Here is an 18,386-nt window from a genome sequence, read left to right as displayed (position 1 = left end):
TCGGACGGCGAGCACCGAGGTAGTACTTGACCCGCCCTTCCACGCCGCTTCTCGACACCCTCCGCGAACCGGCGGATCTGCGCCGGCTGGCGGACGAGCAGCTGCCCCAGCTCGCCGCCGAGCTCAGGGAGGAGACGATCTCCGCCGTCTCCGTGACCGGCGGCCATCTCGGAGCCGGTCTCGGTGTGGTCGAGCTCACCGTCGCGCTGCATCACGTCTTCGATACGCCGAGCGACCGGCTGATCTGGGACGTCGGCCATCAGTGCTACCCGCACAAGATCCTCACCGGCCGGCGTGAGCGCATCCGTACGTTGCGCCAGGGGGCCGGCCTGTCCGGCTTCACCAACCGCGCCGAAAGCCCCTACGATCCCTTCGGCGCCGGGCATTCCTCCACCTCGATCTCCGCTGGCCTCGGCATGGCGGTGGCGCGCGACCTCGAGGCGGAGGGCGATCCCGCCGCGCCCCGACGCAACGTGGTCTGCGTCATCGGCGACGGCGCCATGTCCGCCGGCATGGCCTATGAGGCGATGAACAATGCCGGGGCGATGGATTCCCGCCTCATCGTCATCCTGAACGACAACGACATGTCGATCGCCCCGCCGGTGGGCGCCATGTCGGCCTATCTCGCCCGCCTGCTGTCGGGGCGCACCTACCGTTCGCTGCGGGAAACCGCCAAGCAGCTGGCCGGCAACCTGCCGAAATTCTTCGAGCGCCAGGCGGCGCGGGCGGAGGAGTTCGCCCGCGGCTTCTGGACCGGCGGCACGCTGTTCGAGGAACTCGGCTTCTATTATGTCGGCCCCATCGACGGTCATAATCTCGACCACCTGCTGCCGGTGCTGCGCAATGCGCGCGACAGCGACACCGGGCCGATCCTGGTGCATGTCGTCACCCAGAAGGGCAAGGGCTACGCGCCGGCCGAAGCCTCGGCCGACAAATATCACGGCGTGCAGCGTTTCGACGTCGCCACCGGCGCGCAGGCCAAGGCGATCTCCAACGCCCCGTCCTACACCCGCGTCTTCGCCGACAGCCTGATCGACGAGGCGCGGCGCGATCCGAAGATCGTCGCAGTGACCGCCGCCATGCCGGCCGGCACCGGGCTCGACCTGTTCGAGCAGGCCTTCCCCGAACGGACCTTCGACGTCGGCATCGCCGAGCAGCACGCCGTGACCTTCGCCGCCGGCCTCGCCACCGAAGGCTACAAGCCGTTCTGCGCCATCTATTCCACCTTCCTGCAGCGCGCCTATGACCAGCTGGTGCACGACGTCGCCATCCAGCGCCTGCCGGTGCGCTTCGCCATCGACCGTGCCGGGCTGGTGGGGGCCGACGGCGCCACCCATGTCGGCGCCTTCGACGTGCCGATGCTCGCCTGCCTGCCCGGCATGGTGGTGATGGCCGCCGCCGACGAGGCCGAGCTCGTCCACATGGTGGCGACCGCGGCCGCCTATGACGAAGGCCCCATCGCCTTCCGCTACCCGCGTGGCGAGGGCGTCGGCGTCGAGCGTCCCGAGCACGGCGTACCGCTGGAAATCGGTCGTGGCCGCATCGTGCGCGAGGGCTCCAAGGTGGCGCTGCTGTCGCTGGGCACGCGCCTCGCGCCCTGCCTCGCGGCCGCCGACCAGTTGGCCGGCTTCGGCCTGTCGACCACCGTCGCCGATGCCCGTTTCGCCAAGCCGCTCGACCGCGACCTTATCCTGCGCCTCGCGCGCGAGCATGAGGTGCTGGTGACGGTGGAGGAGGGGGCGGTCGGCGGCTTCGGCTCGCATGTGCTGACCCTACTCGCCGAGGCGGGGGCGCTGGAGCGCGGGCTGAAGATCCGCACGCTGCAGCTGCCGGACCGCTTCATCGATCACGACACCCCGGCCGCCCAGCTGCGCGACGCCGGCCTCGACGCTGAGGGCATCGTGCGCGGCGTGTTCGCCGCCCTCGGCCGCGCCGAGGACGTGCCGCCGGCCCTTCTCCGGGGCTAGGCCCGGGGAACCCTGCCATGGCGGACGCCGCACCGGTCCCCAAGCCTCCCCGCAGCGAGCGCCAGCGCGCCGACCGGGTGCTGGTCGAGCGCGGCCTGTTCGACAGCCGGGCCCGCGCCCAGGCGGCCATCGAGGCCGGGCTCGTCACCGCCGACGGCAAGGTGGTCGCCAAGCCTTCCGAGACCATCGCCGTCGATGCGGTCATCGAGGCGCGCGAGGCCTATGAATGGGTCTCCCGCGCCGGATTGAAGCTGGAGGCGGCACTCGACGCCGCCGGGCTCGACGTCACCGGCCTGGAGGCGCTGGATGTCGGCGCTTCCACCGGCGGCTTCTCCCAGGTGCTGCTGGCGCGCGGCGCCGCCCGCGTGCATGCGGTGGATGTCGGGCGCGACCAGCTTGCCGAGAAGCTGCGCATCCATCCGCGCCTCGTCTCGCTCGAGGGCACCGACATCCGCAGGCTCGCCATCGGCGAGGTGCCACCGGCGGAGATCGTCACCATCGATGTCAGCTTCATCGCGCTGGAGCAGGTGCTTCCCGCCGCGCTGGCCCATGCCGCGCCGGATGCCTGGCTCGTGGCGCTGGTGAAGCCGCAATTCGAGGTGGGGCGCGAACATGTGTCGAAGGGCGGCATCGTGCGCGACCGCGCCGTTCGCCTGGCCGCCGTTGACCGGGTGGTCGCACGGCTCGGCGAGCTCGGCTGGCTGGCGACGCACCGCCTCGTCTCGCCCATCCTCGGCGGCGACGGCAATGAGGAGCATCTCGTCGTCGCCGCGCGTACCGCCGCGCCGCTGATCGACGTCACACTGAGCGAAGGTTGAGCATGTCCGCCCCGTCTGTGCACGGCGTTTCCCCGTCCGGCCTCGCCACGCTGCGCATCGACCGGCTCGGCCATCGCGGCGACGGCATCGCCGATACGCCCGAGGGACCGGTCTTCGTGCCGCTGGCGCTGCCCGGCGAGTGGGTCGAGGTGGAACGGCAGGGCGAGCGCGCGCGCCTCGTCTCCGTGATCGAGCCGAGCCCGGAGCGGATCGACCCGTTCTGCCGCCATGTCGGCGTGTGCGGCGGCTGCGCCTTCCAGCACTGGCAGGCCGAGCCCTACCGGGCCTGGAAACGCGGCCTCGTCGTGGAGGCGCTGGCCCGCGTTGGCATCGACACCGAGGTCGCCGCGCTGGTGGATGCCCATGGCGAGGGCCGCCGCCGCGCCACCTTCCACGCGCGGGGCACCGGCGGATCCGCACCGAAAGGGCGTGACACCTTGGCCGTCGGCTTCGCCGGCTGGCGCAGCCATGCGGTGGTCGCCATCGATACCTGCCCGATCCTGGCGCCGTCGCTGGATGGCGCGCTGCCGGCCGCCTGGGCGCTGGCGCAGGCGCTGGCCCCGGTGGCCAAGCCGCTCGATATCCAGGTCACCGCCAGCGAGACCGGCCTCGATGTCGACGTGCGCGGCTCCGGGCCGCTGAAGCCGAGGAGCGTCGCGGCGCTGGCGGAGCTCGCGGGCGCCCACAAGCTGGCCCGGCTCACCCGTCATGGCGAGCTGGTGCTGCAGCGTGAACCGCCCTTGCTCACCATGGGCCGCGCCCGCGTGCCGCTGCCGCCGGGCTCCTTCCTGCAGGCGACCGCCGCCGGCGAGGCGACGCTGGCGGCGCTGGTGGGGGAGGCGACGGCCGGCGCCAAATCCATCGCCGATTTGTTTTCCGGCGTCGGCACCTTCGCGCTGCGCCTTGCCGAGCGGGCGCGGGTCGCCGCCTATGAATCCTCCGCGCCAGCCATCGAGGCGCTGGGCAGGGCGGTGCGCGGCACGTCCGGCCTCAAGCCGGTGACGGGCGAGGCGCGCGACCTGTTCCGCCGGCCGCTCTTGCCTCTGGAATTGAAGGCCTTCGACGCCGTGGTGTTCGATCCGCCGCGGCAGGGCGCCGAGGCGCAGTCGGCGCAGCTGGCGGCCAGCAAGGTGCCGCTCGTCGTCGGCGTGTCCTGCGATCCCGTCACCTTCGCGCGCGACGCGGCGCTGCTGGTCAAGGGCGGCTACCGGCTGGAGCGGGTCACGCCGGTCGACCAGTTCCGCTATTCCTCCCATGTCGAGCTGGTCGGCGTGTTCCGGCGCTGATCCCACTGTAATGGCCGGCCACGATCTGGCCGGACCTGTGCCCATAGGCACACCGTCATCCCCGGGCTTGGCCCGGGGATCCACGTCTTCCCGTCCCGGCCGGCGCGCGGTGCGGGGTTGGTGCTCCGGTCCAAGTCGTGGATGCCCGGGTCAAGCCCGGGCATGACGACGTTCTCCCGGTAGCGGCAGGCTGGAAATCGGAGGCCGATCCCCGCCGCCGCGCCTCAGTTCCCCCAGCGCTCCATCCACATGCGCTCGCCGATCGAGCAGGAGACCCGTTTCTCGCCGGCCACCGGATGCACCTCCGGCACCGGGCCGATGCGCGGCGGCGGCAGCCGCAGCCCGGCGATTTCCAGCACCAGCTTGGTCTTGATGGCGGTGGCGAATTCATGCATGCCGCGCACCGGCACCACGAAGGCGCCGGGCCCGCCGATGACGCAGTCCTCGTAATAGACGTCGAGCTGGCCGATATCGAGCATCGAGCCGGCCGGCTCCTTCATCATCAGCGGCAGGCCGTTGATGGTGATGCCCTGCTTGACCACCTCGTCGCGGGTGGCGTCGACCAGCGGGCCCTGATTGTTGGTGCCGTCGCCGGAAATGTCGATCACCCGCTTCAGCCCCTTGAAGCGGTTGTTCCTGATCAGCTCGGCGCTGAAGCTCATCGCGCCGGAGATCGAGGTGCGGTAGACGCGGCGCAGCGGCGCGGCGCGGATGGCAGCGGCGAAGGCCCGCGCCTCCGCCTCGCTGCCGATCTCGGTCCAGTCGACCACCAGCTTCTGGTCCTCGGCGCCGGCCCATTCCACATAGGCGAGCGCCACCTTGCCATTGGGGCCGAGCTTGAGCGCATTGAGGAATTCCGGCGAGGTCACTGCGCCGATATAGCCGTCGCGCTGCAGCGCCAGCTCGTCGAGGTCCATCGAATAGGAGACGTCGACCGCCAGCACCAGTTCGACATCGACGGTCGCGTCCGCCGCCGCCGCGGGCGGCGCCAGCCCAAGTCCTGCTGCCAGTCCCGCTGCCAGCACCGCCAGGAACGCGGCGAGAGTCGACCGCACCACACGCACATCCGGCATTGCGACCTCCGTCCGAGAGGGCACCACGACGACGGCACGATGACGGCTCGATGAACCGTCCATGTCATGGTGGCACGAGGGTCGCCGCCGCCGAAAGCCGAAATTGGCGCCACCGCCAGGCTTTCGATGCCGTTCGCGTGAGCGGGAATGGCCGGAGAAGTGGTCGGGGGTTATCAGATACCGTCAGACATCCAGTACCTCGGTGCCGACGATCTCGATGCCGAAGCCGGCGACGCCGACATAGGTGCGCGTGCGGGAGGCGATGAGGCGAATCGAGGTGATGCCGAGATCCTTCAGGATCTGCGCCCCCAGCCCGACCTCGCGCCAGGCCTCGTCGCGCAGCCGCGTCGATTCGGTCTTGCCTTCCTCCTGCCCGACCGAGGTGGTCGGCACGCCGGCGGTGCCGTCGCGCAGATAGACGAGTACGCCGCGCCCTTCCGCCTTGATGCGCTCCAGCGAGGTCTGGATCGCCTTGCCGCCGGTGAACACGTCGCCGATCGGGTCGGCGCGGTGGAGCCGCACCAGCACGTTGCGGCCGTCGCCGATCTTGCCGTGCACCAGCGCGAGGTGGTTCACCGGCTCGAACGGGGTGACATAGGAGATGCCGTGCATGTCGCCGACCACGGTGGGGGCGGTGAACTCGGCAGCACGCGTCACCAGCTTCTCGCGCGACTGGCGATAGGCGATCAGGTCGGCCACCGAGACGCGGGTCAGCTTGTGGGCATTGGCAAAGTCGCTCACCTGCGGCCCGCGCATCACCGTGCCGTCGTCATTGACCAGTTCGCAGATGACGCCGACCGGCTCGACGCCGGCGAGCTTGCACAGATCCACCGCCGCCTCGGTATGGCCGGAGCGCATCAGCACCCCGCCCTCGCGGGCGATCAGCGGGAAGATGTGGCCCGGCCGCACGAAGTCCGCGGCCCCCGCATTGGGGTTGGCGAGGCCGCGCACGGTGGCGGTGCGGTCCTCGGCCGAGATGCCGGTGGTGGTGCCGTGCTTGTAGTCGATGGAGATGGTGAAGGCGGTGGAGTGCGGGGCGTCGTTGTCGCTCACCATCGGGTTGAGCCGCAGCTTGCGCGCATGCTCGGCGGTGATCGGCGTGCAGACGATGCCGGAGGTGTGGCGAACGATGAAGGCGAGCTTTTCCGGGGTGGCGTGGACGGCTGCGAGGATGATGTCGCCTTCGTTCTCGCGGTCGTCGTCATCGGTGACGACCAGCATGTCGCCGCGGGCAAAGGCCTCGATGGCCGCCTGGACGCGGGCCTGGAGATTGTCGGTCATGGTCTTCACCTCGCTGATGTCGAGCCCGAGGAAGTCGTTCGGCGTCACCGCGCCGCCCGTCGCCGCGGCGATGCGCGCCGCCGCCTCCCGCGAGACCCAGGCCGGGTCGTCCTTGCACAGGGCGGTGATGCTCGCCGGCGACAGGCCGCACGCGCGGGCGAAAGCGCTGCGCGTGGTGCCGGTCGAAGTGAGCCAATCCGCCAGTTTCATGCGGAAATTATAGAAGCGGGCGGGTTCAGCTGCAATGAAATAACATTGCATTTTCAGCCGTACTGAAATTGCGCGAATGCTGGGGGCTGCGTGCTTCGAGGCTCGCTGCGCTCGCGCCTCAGCATGAGGAGCGTTGGGAAGGGTGGGGAGCCGGGAGGGAAGGTTCATGCCACGAGGCAGGGCTCCTCATCCTGAGGTGCCCGGCCTTGGCCGGGCCTCGAAGGACGCGGGCGGCTTATGCAGCAGGGCCGGAGCATGTGCCCGCCGGCGCCAGCCCCCGCCCTCAGGTTCCCCGCCCTCAGGCCTCCGGCCGGGCGAACGGCCACGCCGGCGGCACCGCCACCTGCGCCCGCGCCCGCAGCACATGGTCGGCCAGCACGCAGGCCATCATCGCCTCGCCCACCGGCACGGCGCGGATGCCGACGCAGGGGTCGTGCCGGCCCTTGGTGAGGATCTCGGCGTCCTCGCCATAGCGCGTCACCGTCTTGCGGGGCGTCAGGATCGAGGAGGTCGGCTTCACCGCGAAGCGCGCCACCACCGGCTGGCCGGTGGAGATACCGCCCAATATGCCGCCGGCATGGTTGGCGAGGAAGATCGGCTTGCCGTCATTGCCCATGCGCATCTCGTCGGCATTGTCCTCGCCGGTGAGCGCGGCGCTCGCGAAGCCCTCGCCGATCTCGACGCCCTTCACCGCGTTGATGCTCATGAAGGCCGCCGCCAGATCCGCATCGAGCTTGCCGTAGATCGGCGCGCCGAGGCCGGGCGGCACACCGTCGGCCACCACCTCGATCACCGCCCCCACCGAGGAGCCGGACTTGCGGATGCCGTCGAGGTAGTCGGCCATCCGCGCCGCCGCTTGCGCGTCCGGGCAGAAGAACGGGTTGTTGCCGATCTCGTCCCAGTTCCAGCTGGCGCGGTCGATATGGATGTCGCCCATCTGCACCAGCGCGCCCCGCACGGTGACGCCGGGCAGCACCTTCATGGCGAGCGCCCCGGCCGCCACGCGCACCGCCGTCTCGCGGGCGGAGGAGCGCCCGCCGCCGCGATGGTCGCGCAGGCCGTATTTCACGTCATAGGCATAGTCGGCATGGCCGGGCCGGTAGCTCTCGGAGATCGCCGAATAGTCCTTGGAGCGCTGATCGACATTCTCGATGAGGAAGGCGACCGGCGTGCCGGTGGTGGTGAGCAGGCCGTCCTCGCCGGGCAGCACGCCGGAGAGCACCTTCACCTCGTCGGGCTCGCGCCGCTGGGTGGTGAAGCGCGATTGGCCGGGCCGGCGCCGGTCGAGCGCCGCCTGGATCTCCTCCAGCCTGAAGGCGATGCCGGGCGGGCAGCCATCAACGACGCCGCCAATGGCGGGGCCATGGCTCTCGCCGAAGGTGGTCACCCGGAAAGACTGGCCGAAACTGTTGAAGGACATCGCCGGAAATCACGCTGAACGGGGCCGTTGCATGGGCTTCTAGGCGCCATGCCGGCCCCCGTCAAACCGTCCGTCGCGGGTCGTGTATGCCAGACGCATCGCAAATCGCCGGCTTTGTGCTATAGGGTGGGTGTGGCTTGTCCCCCATCTGGAACCGATGCCCTTATTTGAAATCGCTGTCGTCGTTCTCCTCGTCCTGTTGAACGGCGTTCTCGCCATGGCCGAGCTTTCGGTCGTGTCGTCCCGTCCGGCCCGGCTGCGCTCGCGCGCCGAGCAAGGCTCCTCCGGCGCCCGCGCCGCCCTCCAGCTCGCCGCCGATCCCGGCCGCTTCCTTTCCACCGTGCAGATCGGCATCACGCTGATCGGCATCCTCGCCGGTGCGTTCTCCGGCGCCACGCTGGGCGACATGCTCGGCGACTGGCTGGAGACGCAGGGCGTCTCGCCCAACCTCGCCGAGGGCCTCGGCTACGTCATCGTCGTCGCGGCCATCACCTATGTCTCGCTGATCATCGGCGAACTGATTCCCAAGCGCCTCGCCCTGCAGAACCCGGAGCAGCTCGCGAGCCTTGTCGCCCCGGCGATGATGATCTTGTCGCGCGTCGCCGCCCCGGCGGTGTGGCTGCTCGACCTGTCCTCGCGGCTGGTGCTGCGGCTGATCGGCGATCGCGCCGGCGGCGGCGACAACAACGTCACCGACGAGGAGATCCGCGCCATCGTCGCCGAGGCCGAGACCGCCGGCGTCATCGATCCCGAGGAGCGGCGGATGATCGCCGGCGTCATGCGCCTCGCCGACCGCCCGGTGCGGGCGGTGATGACGCCGCGCCACGACATCGACTGGATCGACCTCAACGACGACCCGGAAGTGGTGCGCCAGACCATACGCGAGACCCGCCACACCCGCATGCCGGCCTGCGAGGGCTCGCCGGACGAGCCGGTCGGCGTCATCGACATACGCGACCTCCTGGAGGCCTATCTCCAGGGCGTGACGCCGGATCCGCGCCAATTGGTCAAGCAGGGCGCGGTGCTGGTGGAGACCGCCGGGGCGCTCGACGCCATGAAGCAGCTGCGGCACGCGGAATCGCCGCTGGCGCTGGTGGTCAACGAATACGGCACCATGGTCGGCATCCTCACCCCGGCCGACCTGCTCGACGCCATCGCCGGCACGGTGATGGTGGACGAGGCCGGCGTCTCCGGCCCGCATGCGGTAGAGCGCGAGGACGGCTCCTATCTCGTCGCCGGTGCCACGCCGACCGACGAGCTCGCCGATCTGCTCGGCATCAGCATCCCGCAGGATTCCGGCTTCCACACCGCGGCGGGCTATGCGCTGCACGAATTGAAGGCGATCCCGCAGGAAGGCGTCGCCTTCACCGCCAAGGGATGGCGCTTCGAGGTGGTGGATATGGACGGGCGGCGCATCGACAAGCTGCTGGTCTCGCGCGCCGTGGTGCCGCGCCGACGGGCACCGCTGGGCACCTGACGGCGCCTCGGAAGGCGTCGGGCGGCGCGCCGCCCGACGGTCGTCAGCGTATCGTCTGCACGATCTGGGGAGTGGCGGCGGAGGCGCGTTCGCCATAGCGGGCGCTGAGCCCGGCCACCACCGTGACGATCGCTACCGCCAGGGCGGCGGCGATCAGGCCGTATTCCAGCCCGGTGCCCTGCGGGCGACGGGCTACCGCTGCGCGCCGGCGATGGGACATGTCCCGCATCGCCGGCTCTCTCACCGCTGCCTCTCTCATCGCCGTCTCTCTGCTTGCGCTCATCTCGCCGATATCTGCCTGGGGACAGATTTTATTGTGGGAGCACCTTGGCGCCGCAGATGTTGACCGGTCCTTAAGGCGGGGGGTGGCGGCGACGGCAGCCGATTCCGTGGTTAATGCTTTGCGTCCGCCCGCTCGCGGGGGCGTGAGGCGCTCAGCCGCGCGGCTTGGCCCGCCGCGTCGCCTCGGCGCTGGCCGGGTCCTCCGGCCAGGGATGACGCGGATAGCGCCCGCGCATCTCCGCGCGCACCTCTCTCCAGGAGCCGGCCCAGAAGGAAGGCAGGTCGCGCGTCACCTGGATCGGCCGGTGCGCCGGCGAGAGCAAGGCGAGCACCAGCGGCACCCGCCCGCCGGCGAGCGCGGGATGCGTGCCGAGCCCGAACAGCTCCTGCACCCGCACCGAAATGGTCGGCCCGCCCTCGGCGGCGTAGTCGACCGGCAGGCGCGAGCCGGTCGGCGCCTCGAAATGCGTCGGCGCCTCGGCGTCGAGCCGGCGCGCCAGCTCCCAGTCGAGCAATCCCGGCAGCGCGCGGCCCAGGAGCTCGGCGTCGAGGGCGTTGAGGCTGGTTGCCTCGGTGAGCAGCGGCGCCAGCCAGTCCTCGACGCTCGCCGCCAGCGCGGCGTCGGAGAGGTCCGGCCAGGTCTCCGGCGCGGCGGTGTGCAGGAAGCGCACCCGATCGAGCCATTGCCGCTGCGCCGCCGACCAGGCGAGCCGCTCGATCCCCCGCGCCGCCGCCGCGCGGGCGAGCGCCCGGCCGGTCGCCATGCCGGCCGCGACCCGCGCCGGCTTTTCCGACAGCACCAGCGCACCCAGCCGCCGCACCTTTCGCGCCCGCAGGGCGCCGGCGGCGGCGTCGAAGCTGGTCTCCTCGGCCTCCGTGATCTGGTCGCCGAACTCGGCCTCGATCTCGGCTTCGTCGATCTCGGCGGCGAGCAATATCCGCGCTTCCTCGGCGCTGCCGCTCATCTCCGCCACCGCGAGGAACCGCGCGCGGGCGAGCGGTGCGGCCGGGTCCAGCGCCCCGCCGCGCCCGTTCGCCAGCACGAAGCGCCGTCCGTCGCCACGGGTGCGGGCGAGCCGGTCGGGGAAGGCATGGGCGAGCAGCGCGGCGGGGGAGGGCGTCGCCGCCGCGTCCCGTTCCACCAGTCGGCCGGCTTCCTCCGCCCAGCGCGCCGCCATGCGCCGCGCCTCCTCGCCGCGCCGCGAGCGATCGGACGCCAGCAGATCGAGCCGGTGGGCGAGATCGACATCCAGGCCGCCCAGCCCGCGCTCCGACAGCACGGCGGCGATGCGCGCCGCCTTTTCGCCGCCGCCGCGCCGCGCGCCTTCCAGTACCAGGCGCGACAGCCTCGGCTCCAGCGGCAGCCGCGCCATGGCCCGCCCGTGCCCGGTGACGCGCCCGTCGGCGTCGAGCGCGCCGAGCGCGGCGAGCAGGCTCCGCGCCTCGGCGAGCGCCGCCGCCGGCGGCGGATCGAGGAAAGCGAGGGTGGACGGGTCGCTCACCCCCCATAGAGCGAGGTCGAGCACGAAGCCGGCGAGGTCGGCGGCGAGGATCTCCGGCGTCGCATAGGCCGGCAGGCTGGCGGTCTCCGCCTCGTTCCACAGCCGGATGGCGACGCCCGGCTCGGTGCGGCCGGCGCGGCCGCGCCGCTGGTCGGCCGCGGCGCGGGAGACCCGCACCGTCTCCAGCCGGGTCATGCCGACGCCGGGCTCGTAGCGCGGCACGCGGGCGAGCCCGCTATCGACCACGAGGCGCACCCCCTCGATGGTGAGGCTGGTCTCGGCGATGGAGGTGGCCAGTACCACCTTGCGCGTGCCCGCCGGCGCCGGCTCGATCGCCCGGTCCTGCGCGCGGGCGTCGAGCGCGCCGTAGAGCGGGGCGATCTCGACCCTCGGATCCGCTATCGCCTCGCGCAGCAGGTTCTCGGTGCGCCGGATCTCCGCCGCGCCGGGCAGGAAGGCGAGCACCGAGCCGGTCTCCTCCGCCAGCGCGCGACGCACCGCCTCGGCCATCTGCCGCTCGATCGGCGCGCGCGGGTCGCGCCCCGCATAGCGGGTCTCCACCGGATAGGCGCGGCCGAGACTCTCGATCACCGGTGCCGCATCCCGTCGCCCATCGCCGAGCAGCCTGGCCACTCGCGCGCCGTCGAGCGTCGCCGACATGACCAGCAGCCGCAGGTCCTCGCGCAGCGCGGATTGCGCGTCGAGGGCGAGGGCGAGGCCGAGATCGGCGTCGAGCGAGCGCTCGTGGAATTCGTCGAACAGCACCGCCGCGACGCCGGCAAGCTCCGGGTCGTCGAGCATCATGCGGGTGAAGATGCCCTCGGTGATCACCTCAATACGCGTGGCCCGGCCGATCCTGGAGCCGAAGCGTGCGCGATAGCCGACCGTCTGGCCGGCCTGTTCCCCGAGGGTGGAGGCCATGCGCTCGGCGGCGGCGCGGGCGGCGAGCCGGCGCGGCTCCAGGACGAGGATCCTGCGCCCCTCCACCCATGGCTCGTCAAGGAGCGCCAGCGGCACCCGCGTGGTCTTGCCGGCGCCGGGCGGCGCCACCAGCACCGCGCGGGAACCGGCGGACAAGGCCGCCGCCAGCTCCGGCAGGGCGTCGTCTATGGGCAGATGGGTGTCGAAGGCGCGCATGGCGTCCGCACATAAGGCCGACGGCAGCCAATGTCATCCGCCGGCCGGAAAGCGGAAGCCCCGGCCGGTGGCCGGGGCGTCGCATTCTGCGGGGCAAAGCGACGGGGTGCCTCACATCACCGCGTCGATGGTCTTGCCGATCTTCTCCACCAGCTCGCCCACCTGCGCTTCGTTGATGATCAGCGGGGGGCTTACCGCGATGGTGTCGCCGGTCACGCGGAACATCACGCCCTCGTCGTGGAAGCCGTGCTCCATCGCCTGGTAGCCGCGCTTGCCCGGCCCTTCGGCGGCCGGCGCCATGTCGAAGGCGGCAACCAGGCCGACGGTGCGGATGTCGAGCAGGCCCGGCTTGCCCTTCAGGCCCATCACCGCGTCGGCGAAGATCGGTTCCATCGCCCGCGCGCGCTCGAACAGCGCCTCGTCGCGGTAGAGGTCGAGCGTCGCTAGCGAGGCGGCGCAGGCCAGCGGATGGCCGGAATAGGTGTAGCCGTGGAATAGCTCGATGACGTGCTCCGGGCCGTTCATGAAGGCGTCGTGGATGTGCTTGCGCACGATCACGCCGCCCATCGGCACCGCGCCGGAGGTCACGCCCTTGGCGAAGGTGATCATGTCCGGCACCACGCCGTAGCGCTCGGCGGCGAAGGGGAAGCCGAGGCGGCCGAAGCCGGTGATGACCTCGTCGAAGATCAGCAGGATGCCGTATTTGTCGCAGATCTCGCGCAGCCGCTTCAGGTAGCCCTTCGGCGCCGGCAGGCCGCCGGTGGAGCCGGCCATCGGCTCGACGATGACGGCGGCGATGGTCTGGGCGTCGTGCAGGGCGACAAGGCCCTCCAGCGCGTCGGCCTTCTCGGCGCCCCAGTCCGGCTCGCCCTTGGAGAAGGCCTGCTTGTCGCGGTCATAGGTGTGCGGCAGGTGGTCGGTGCCGACCAGCAGGCCGCCGAAGAAGCGGCGGTTCGGCGAGATGCCGCCCACCGAGATGCCGCCGAAGCCGACGCCGTGATAGCCGCGCTCGCGGCCGATCAGCCGGGTGCGGGTGCCCTTGCCGGTGACGGCGTGATAGGCGAGGGCGATCTTCAGCGCGGTGTCGCCGGCTTCCGAGCCGGAATTGCAGAAGAACACATGGTCGAGGTCGCCCGGCGCCAGCTCGGCGATGCGCGAGGCCGCCTTGAACGCCAGCGGGTGGCCGAACTGGAAGGTGGGGGCGAAGTCCATCTCCGCCGCCTGCTTCTGGATGGCGGCGACGATGGAATCCCGGTTGTGGCCGGCATTGGAGCACCACAGCCCGGCAGAGCCGTCGAGGATCGGCCGGCCCTCGGGGGTGAAGTAGTGCATGTCCTTGGCGCGCGCGACCATGCGCGGGCGGGCCTTGAAGGCGCGATTGGCGGTGAAGCCCATCCAGAAGGCTTCGAGATCGTTGGGCGCCGCGCTGCCGACGGCATCGAGATCATAGGCGAGGGACATGAACCGCTCCGGGGAAGTGGCCCTGCGAGGGCCGTGATTTTGGTCATGTATAATGCTTGGGCAGCGTCCCGCTCACGAAAAAATTCGATGATGTGATCGGCTCCGCTTCTGCCGAACCGGGAAATCCACCTGCGCGTGCTTGACCCCGGGGAGGGCGGCGTTCATCAACTTTGCCCCGTGACATTGTCACGTAACGTCATATATTCCGCCCGCCGGGGGTTTGATCGACAAAGGGAATGATTCCCGCTTGAAGGAACCTCCGTGACCGACACCCTGTCCCTATCCACTCCGACGGATATGCCCGAGGGCGAGGAGCAGGCCGCTCTCGGTTCCGACGGCACGTCGCCGGGGACGGCGTCGGTCGAGCAGGCCGGGGCAAGTCCGCTCCAGGCACGGGAGGCGCTCGCCCGCGTGCTGGAAGCGGAGGAACTGCGCGCCTCGCCGCAGCTTTCCACGATCCTGCGCTTCGTGGTCGAAGCCACGCTCGACGGGCGTCGCGAGGCGATCAAGGGCTACACCATCGCCGTGGAAGCGCTGGGGCGCGATCCGTCCTTCGATCCGCAGATCGATCCCATCGTGCGCGTCGAGGCGACCCGCCTGCGCCGCGCGCTGCAGCGCTACTACGCCGGCGCCGGTGCCGACGACGAGATCGAGATCGTCATTCCGCGCGGCTCCTACGTGCCGCTCTTCGTGCCGCGCCGGCAGGATGCCCAGGGTGGCGCGCCCGGCGGCAGCCCGCCCGGCGCCGAACCGCAGGAGGCGGCCTCCGGGGACGAGGCGCCCGCCGATGCCGCGGCCCTGCCGGTCTTCCTTCCGGGCGTTCAGCCCCGCGCCGGCGGCGTCCGCGCCTGGCGATGGATCGGCGGTCTCGTGCTGCTGCTCGTCCTCGCCACCGCCATCATGATGGCGGTGGACGTGGTGGAGACGTCGAGCCTGCGGGCGCTGTTCCCGGGCTTTGCCCTGCGCCCCATCGAGCGGTCGAACCGGCTCGGCATTCCCATGGTCGAGGTGCGGGCCTTCGATATTGCCGGCTCGATGCCGGTCGCCGCCGCCGCTCTCGCACCGGCCGCGGGGGCGCCGTCGGCCGCTCCGGCGGCCCGCCCGCCGGGCGGGGAGTTGCCGGCGCGCGGGCTGGAGATGCGCATCCGCGACGCGCTCGCCCGCTTCGACCTGCTCGACGTGCTGGCGAGCCCGGATGCCCGGCCGCGGCTCGAATGCGGCATTGGCGGCGCCTCGCCGCATTCGGCCTTCGCACTGGGCGGCCTCGTCGAGAACCATGAGGACGGCTCCTTCTCGCTGCTGCTGCGCCTGTCGGATCTGTGCGACGGCACCATCGTCTGGTCGCGCGATTTCGATGCGCTGCGGCCCACCGAAGACCCCATCGCGGTCGAGAACGAGCTGGTGCGCGAGATCATGGCCTCGCTCGCCGAGCCCTATGGCGTGATCCAGGCGCGGGCCCGCGCGCGGGTGATGTCGTCGGGCGGCGCGGCCAAGGCCGGTCCCTATGGCTGCGTGCTGCTCGCCTATGATTACTGGCGCAGCTACCTGCCGGCCGATCACGCGGCGGCCCGGGCCTGCCTGGAAAAGGCGGTGGCGACGGACAACACCTTCGCGCTGGGCTACGCCCTGCTCGCGGAGCTCTATCTCGACGAGATCCGCAACGGCGCCAATCCGCGCTCCACGCCGCCGGCGGTCAACCGGGCGCTGGCCGCCGTCGAGCAGGCCATCGAGCTGTCGCCGACCAGCGGCTTCTTCCGCCGCGTGGCGCTCGACGTGCATTCCTATCGCGGCGAGCGCGGCGCTGCGCTGGCGGAAGGCGATCTCGCCCTGCAGCTGAACCCCTACGACGTCGATACGCTCGCCGCTTATGGCGGCCGGCTGATCACCTTCGGGGAGCTGGACCGCGGCGAGGCGATGCTGGCCAGCGCGCTCAAGGCGGCGCCGGCCATGCCGCCGACCGTGGATTATTACCGGGTCGTCGCCGCCTATCTGCGCGGGGATGCCGCCGGCGCCGCCGCCGCGGCCGACCGGCTCATGGGCGAGGTCTTCGCGCCGGGCCTGCTCGCCCGCGCCCTCGCCACCCATCTCGCCGGCGACGAGGCCACCGCCCGTATGGACGTGGACAAGCTGGTGGCGCTGGTGCCGGCGTGGAAGACCGACACCGCCGCCCTGCTGTCGCGCTTCTTCCCCGCCCCGCACATCGCCCGACAGGTCGGCGCCGACCTCGCCGCTCTCGGCCTCGGCGCCCCCACGCCCTGACCTGCCGCAGTGTCACGGGCCAAACGTCGCGTGGCGTCAGCGCGGCCGGCAGGCTAAGGGAAGAGTATCCTTCCACCGCGCCGGAACGCTCTCATGTCGCAGGCTTTCGATCTCGCCGTCGTCGGTGCCGGTGTCGTCGGCCTCGGCCATGCATTGGCCGCCGTGCGCCGGGGTCTGCGCGTGGTGGTGATCGACCGCGATGCCCAGGCCAACGGCGCCTCCATCCGCAATTTCGGCTTCGTCACCGTCACCGGCCAGCAGCGCGGCGAGTGCTGGCGCCGCGCCATGCGCTCGCGCGACATCTGGGCCGAGGTGGCGCCGCAGGCCGGCATCGAGGTGGTGCATCGCGGCCTCCTCGTCAGCGTTCGCCGGCCGGAGGCGGTGGCGGTGCTGGAAGCCTTCCTCGCCACCGAGATGGGAGAGGGCTGCGCCTTGCTTTCCGCTGCCGAGGCGCGGGCCCGTCTGCCGGCGCTCGACGGGCAGCAGCTCGCCGCGCTGTGGAGCCCGCACGACATGCGGGTGGAATCGCGCCGGGCGATCCCGCAGCTCGCCCGCTGGCTGGAGGAGGCCAAAGGCGTCGTCTTCCACCGCTGCACCGCCGTCACCGGCGTCGAGCCCGGCCGCGTCCGCACGGCGTCGGGCACCATCGAGGCCGCGCGCATCGTGGTGGCGCCGGGCGACGATTTCCGCACCCTGCTGCCGGAGCGCTTCGAGGCTTACAATCTCACCCGCTGCAAGCTGCACATGCTGCGCGTCGCCGATCCCGCCCTCGGCAAGTTGCCGGGTTCCGTCATGAGCGACCTCTCGCTCGGCCGCTATCTCGGCTATTCGGAGCTGCCCGAGGCCGAGCCGCTCAAGGCCCGGCTGCGCGCCGAGCAGGGCGAGCTGCTCGACAATGGTGTGCATCTCATCGTCGTCCAGTCGGCGGACGGTTCGCTGGTGGTCGGCGACAGCCATCATTATGCGGCGACGCCGGACCCGTTCGCGCCGGAGCAGGTCGACGCGCTGATCCTCGACGAATATGAGGCGGTGTTCGGCCGCCGTCCGGCCGGCATCGTCGAGCGCTGGACCGGCACCTATGCCTCGGCGCCCGACCGGCTCGCCTTCATCGACCGGCCGGACCCGACGATCCGCCTGGTGGTGGTGACCAGCGGCACCGGCGCCTCCACCGGCTTCGCCATCGCCGAGGAGGCGGTGGCCGAGCTTTTCGACTGACGCCTTTCATCAGGGCGTCTCAAAAGGACCTTTCAACAGGATCTCGCAACAGGGGCCAGACCTCGGGGGACATCGCATGGCGCTGAAGGCACTCATTCTCGATTGGGCCGGCACAGCGGTCGATTTCGGCTCGCGCGCACCGATGGGTGCCTTCGTCGAGGCGTTCGCGCAGGTGGGAATCCCGCTCACCATCGAGGAGGCGCGCGGCCCGATGGGCCTGCCCAAGCGCGACCATGTGGCGGCGCTCATCTATTCCCCTTCGGTCTCGCAACGCTGGCAGGCGCTCTACGGCGCCGCCCCGACCGAGGCCGATGTCGACCGGGTGCTGGCGATCTTCGAGCCGCTCAACGTCGAGGTGATCCCGCGCCACGCCGACCTCATCCCCGGCCTGCTCGACGTGGTGGCGGGTGCCCGCGCGCGCGGCCTGAAGATCGGCTCCACCACCGGCTACACGCGGCCGATCATGGAGAAGCTGATGCCGCTCGCCGCGGAAGCGGGCTACGCGCCGGACAATGTGGTGTGCGCCGGCGATCTCGCCGCCGGCCGGCCGTCGCCGCTGATGATGTACCGCACCTTCGCCGATCTCGGCGTCTGGCCGCCTTACGAGTGCGTGAAGATCGACGACACCGAGCCCGGCATCGCCGAGGGGCTGGCCGCCGGCACCTGGACCGTCGGGCTCGCCTTGTCCGGCAATGCCGCCGGCCTGTCCAAGGACGAGCTGGCGGCGCTGGCCCCTGACGAGCGGGCGCATCTGCGCGCCCGCGCCTCCGCCCGGCTCTACGGTGCCGGCGCGCATTTCGTGGTCGATACCATCGCCGAGCTGCCGCCGGTGCTGGAGGCCATAGAAGCCCGCCTCGCGGCGGGGCTTCGTCCGTGACGCGGAAGCTTGCGCGTCTGGCCGCGGGGCTTCGTCCGTGAGCGACATTCCCGGCGGATGAACGTCATGGCCGGGCTTGTCCCGGCCATCCACGTCTTCGCTCCCGCACGGCGCGTCCGGT

13 protein-coding genes are annotated in these 18,386 nt (G+C 71.3%); 7 read left to right on the top strand and 6 right to left on the bottom strand.

The features are described from left to right. Positions 1-26: 26 nt before the first annotated feature. Genes dxs through KHC19_RS04335 form a run of 3 tightly spaced genes read left to right on the top strand, consistent with a single transcriptional unit; the run spans position 27 to position 4,071 of the window. Positions 27-1,967: a 1-deoxy-D-xylulose-5-phosphate synthase gene (dxs, locus tag KHC19_RS04345; RefSeq protein WP_213350841.1), complete on the top strand. Its 1,941-nt coding sequence runs from the start codon at positions 27-29 to the stop codon at positions 1,965-1,967. A 17-nt stretch (positions 1,968-1,984) separates the two neighbouring features. Beyond that, positions 1,985-2,785 carry a TlyA family RNA methyltransferase gene (locus KHC19_RS04340; protein WP_213350839.1) on the top strand — a complete coding sequence of 267 codons (801 nt, stop codon included), beginning with the start codon at positions 1,985-1,987 and terminating at the stop codon, positions 2,783-2,785. Positions 2,786-2,787: 2 nt separating this feature from the next. Next, positions 2,788-4,071, top strand: a complete 1,284-nt coding sequence (locus tag KHC19_RS04335) for a class I SAM-dependent RNA methyltransferase (protein ID WP_213350838.1) — start codon at positions 2,788-2,790, stop codon at positions 4,069-4,071. A gap of 224 nt (positions 4,072-4,295) precedes the next feature. Here KHC19_RS04335 and KHC19_RS04330 read toward each other — a convergent pair whose 3' ends face one another. From KHC19_RS04330 to aroC, 3 genes are all read right to left on the bottom strand, one after another. Beyond that, positions 4,296-5,144, bottom strand: coding sequence for a DUF1194 domain-containing protein (locus KHC19_RS04330; RefSeq protein ID WP_213350837.1), 849 nt, complete (start codon positions 5,142-5,144; stop codon positions 4,296-4,298). 183 nt (positions 5,145-5,327) lie between these two features. Then, entirely contained in the window at positions 5,328-6,635 is a 1,308-nt protein-coding gene (gene ribB, locus KHC19_RS04325; protein ID WP_213350835.1) for a 3,4-dihydroxy-2-butanone-4-phosphate synthase, read from the bottom strand. Between the two features lie 298 nt (positions 6,636-6,933). Next, on the bottom strand, positions 6,934-8,055 hold the full coding sequence (gene aroC / locus KHC19_RS04320) for a chorismate synthase (RefSeq protein ID WP_213350834.1): 1,122 nt from the start codon (positions 8,053-8,055) through the stop codon (positions 6,934-6,936). 157 nt (positions 8,056-8,212) lie between these two features. Between aroC and KHC19_RS04315 the strand changes: the two genes are divergently transcribed. Beyond that, on the top strand, positions 8,213-9,532 hold the full coding sequence (locus KHC19_RS04315) for a hemolysin family protein (protein ID WP_213350833.1): 1,320 nt from the start codon (positions 8,213-8,215) through the stop codon (positions 9,530-9,532). Positions 9,533-9,575: 43 nt separating this feature from the next. Here KHC19_RS04315 and KHC19_RS04310 read toward each other — a convergent pair whose 3' ends face one another. From KHC19_RS04310 to aptA, 3 genes are all read right to left on the bottom strand, one after another. Beyond that, positions 9,576-9,761: a hypothetical protein gene (locus tag KHC19_RS04310; protein ID WP_246548141.1), complete on the bottom strand. Its 186-nt coding sequence runs from the start codon at positions 9,759-9,761 to the stop codon at positions 9,576-9,578. 205 nt (positions 9,762-9,966) lie between these two features. Beyond that, entirely contained in the window at positions 9,967-12,453 is a 2,487-nt protein-coding gene (hrpB, locus tag KHC19_RS04305) for an ATP-dependent helicase HrpB (RefSeq protein ID WP_213350830.1), read from the bottom strand. A 111-nt stretch (positions 12,454-12,564) separates the two neighbouring features. Further along, positions 12,565-13,914: an omega-aminotransferase AptA gene (aptA, locus tag KHC19_RS04300; RefSeq protein ID WP_213350828.1), complete on the bottom strand. Its 1,350-nt coding sequence runs from the start codon at positions 13,912-13,914 to the stop codon at positions 12,565-12,567. Positions 13,915-14,175: 261 nt separating this feature from the next. Between aptA and KHC19_RS04295 the strand changes: the two genes are divergently transcribed. The 3 genes from KHC19_RS04295 to phnX all read left to right on the top strand — a co-directional run bounded on the left by KHC19_RS04295 (position 14,176) and on the right by phnX (position 18,265). Beyond that, positions 14,176-16,173, top strand: coding sequence for a tetratricopeptide repeat protein (locus KHC19_RS04295; protein ID WP_213350826.1), 1,998 nt, complete (start codon positions 14,176-14,178; stop codon positions 16,171-16,173). Between the two features lie 93 nt (positions 16,174-16,266). Next, positions 16,267-17,388, top strand: a complete 1,122-nt coding sequence (locus KHC19_RS04290) for a TIGR03364 family FAD-dependent oxidoreductase (RefSeq protein WP_213350825.1) — start codon at positions 16,267-16,269, stop codon at positions 17,386-17,388. Between the two features lie 76 nt (positions 17,389-17,464). After that, positions 17,465-18,265, top strand: a complete 801-nt coding sequence (gene phnX / locus KHC19_RS04285; RefSeq protein ID WP_213350824.1) for a phosphonoacetaldehyde hydrolase — start codon at positions 17,465-17,467, stop codon at positions 18,263-18,265. The last annotated feature ends 121 nt before the right edge of the window (positions 18,266-18,386 follow it).

It is taken from the genome of Ancylobacter oerskovii (genome assembly GCF_018390555.1).
In the GTDB taxonomy this organism is placed as follows: domain Bacteria; phylum Pseudomonadota; class Alphaproteobacteria; order Rhizobiales; family Xanthobacteraceae; genus Ancylobacter; species Ancylobacter oerskovii.
This window is presented reverse-complemented; position numbering and strand designations above follow the sequence as displayed.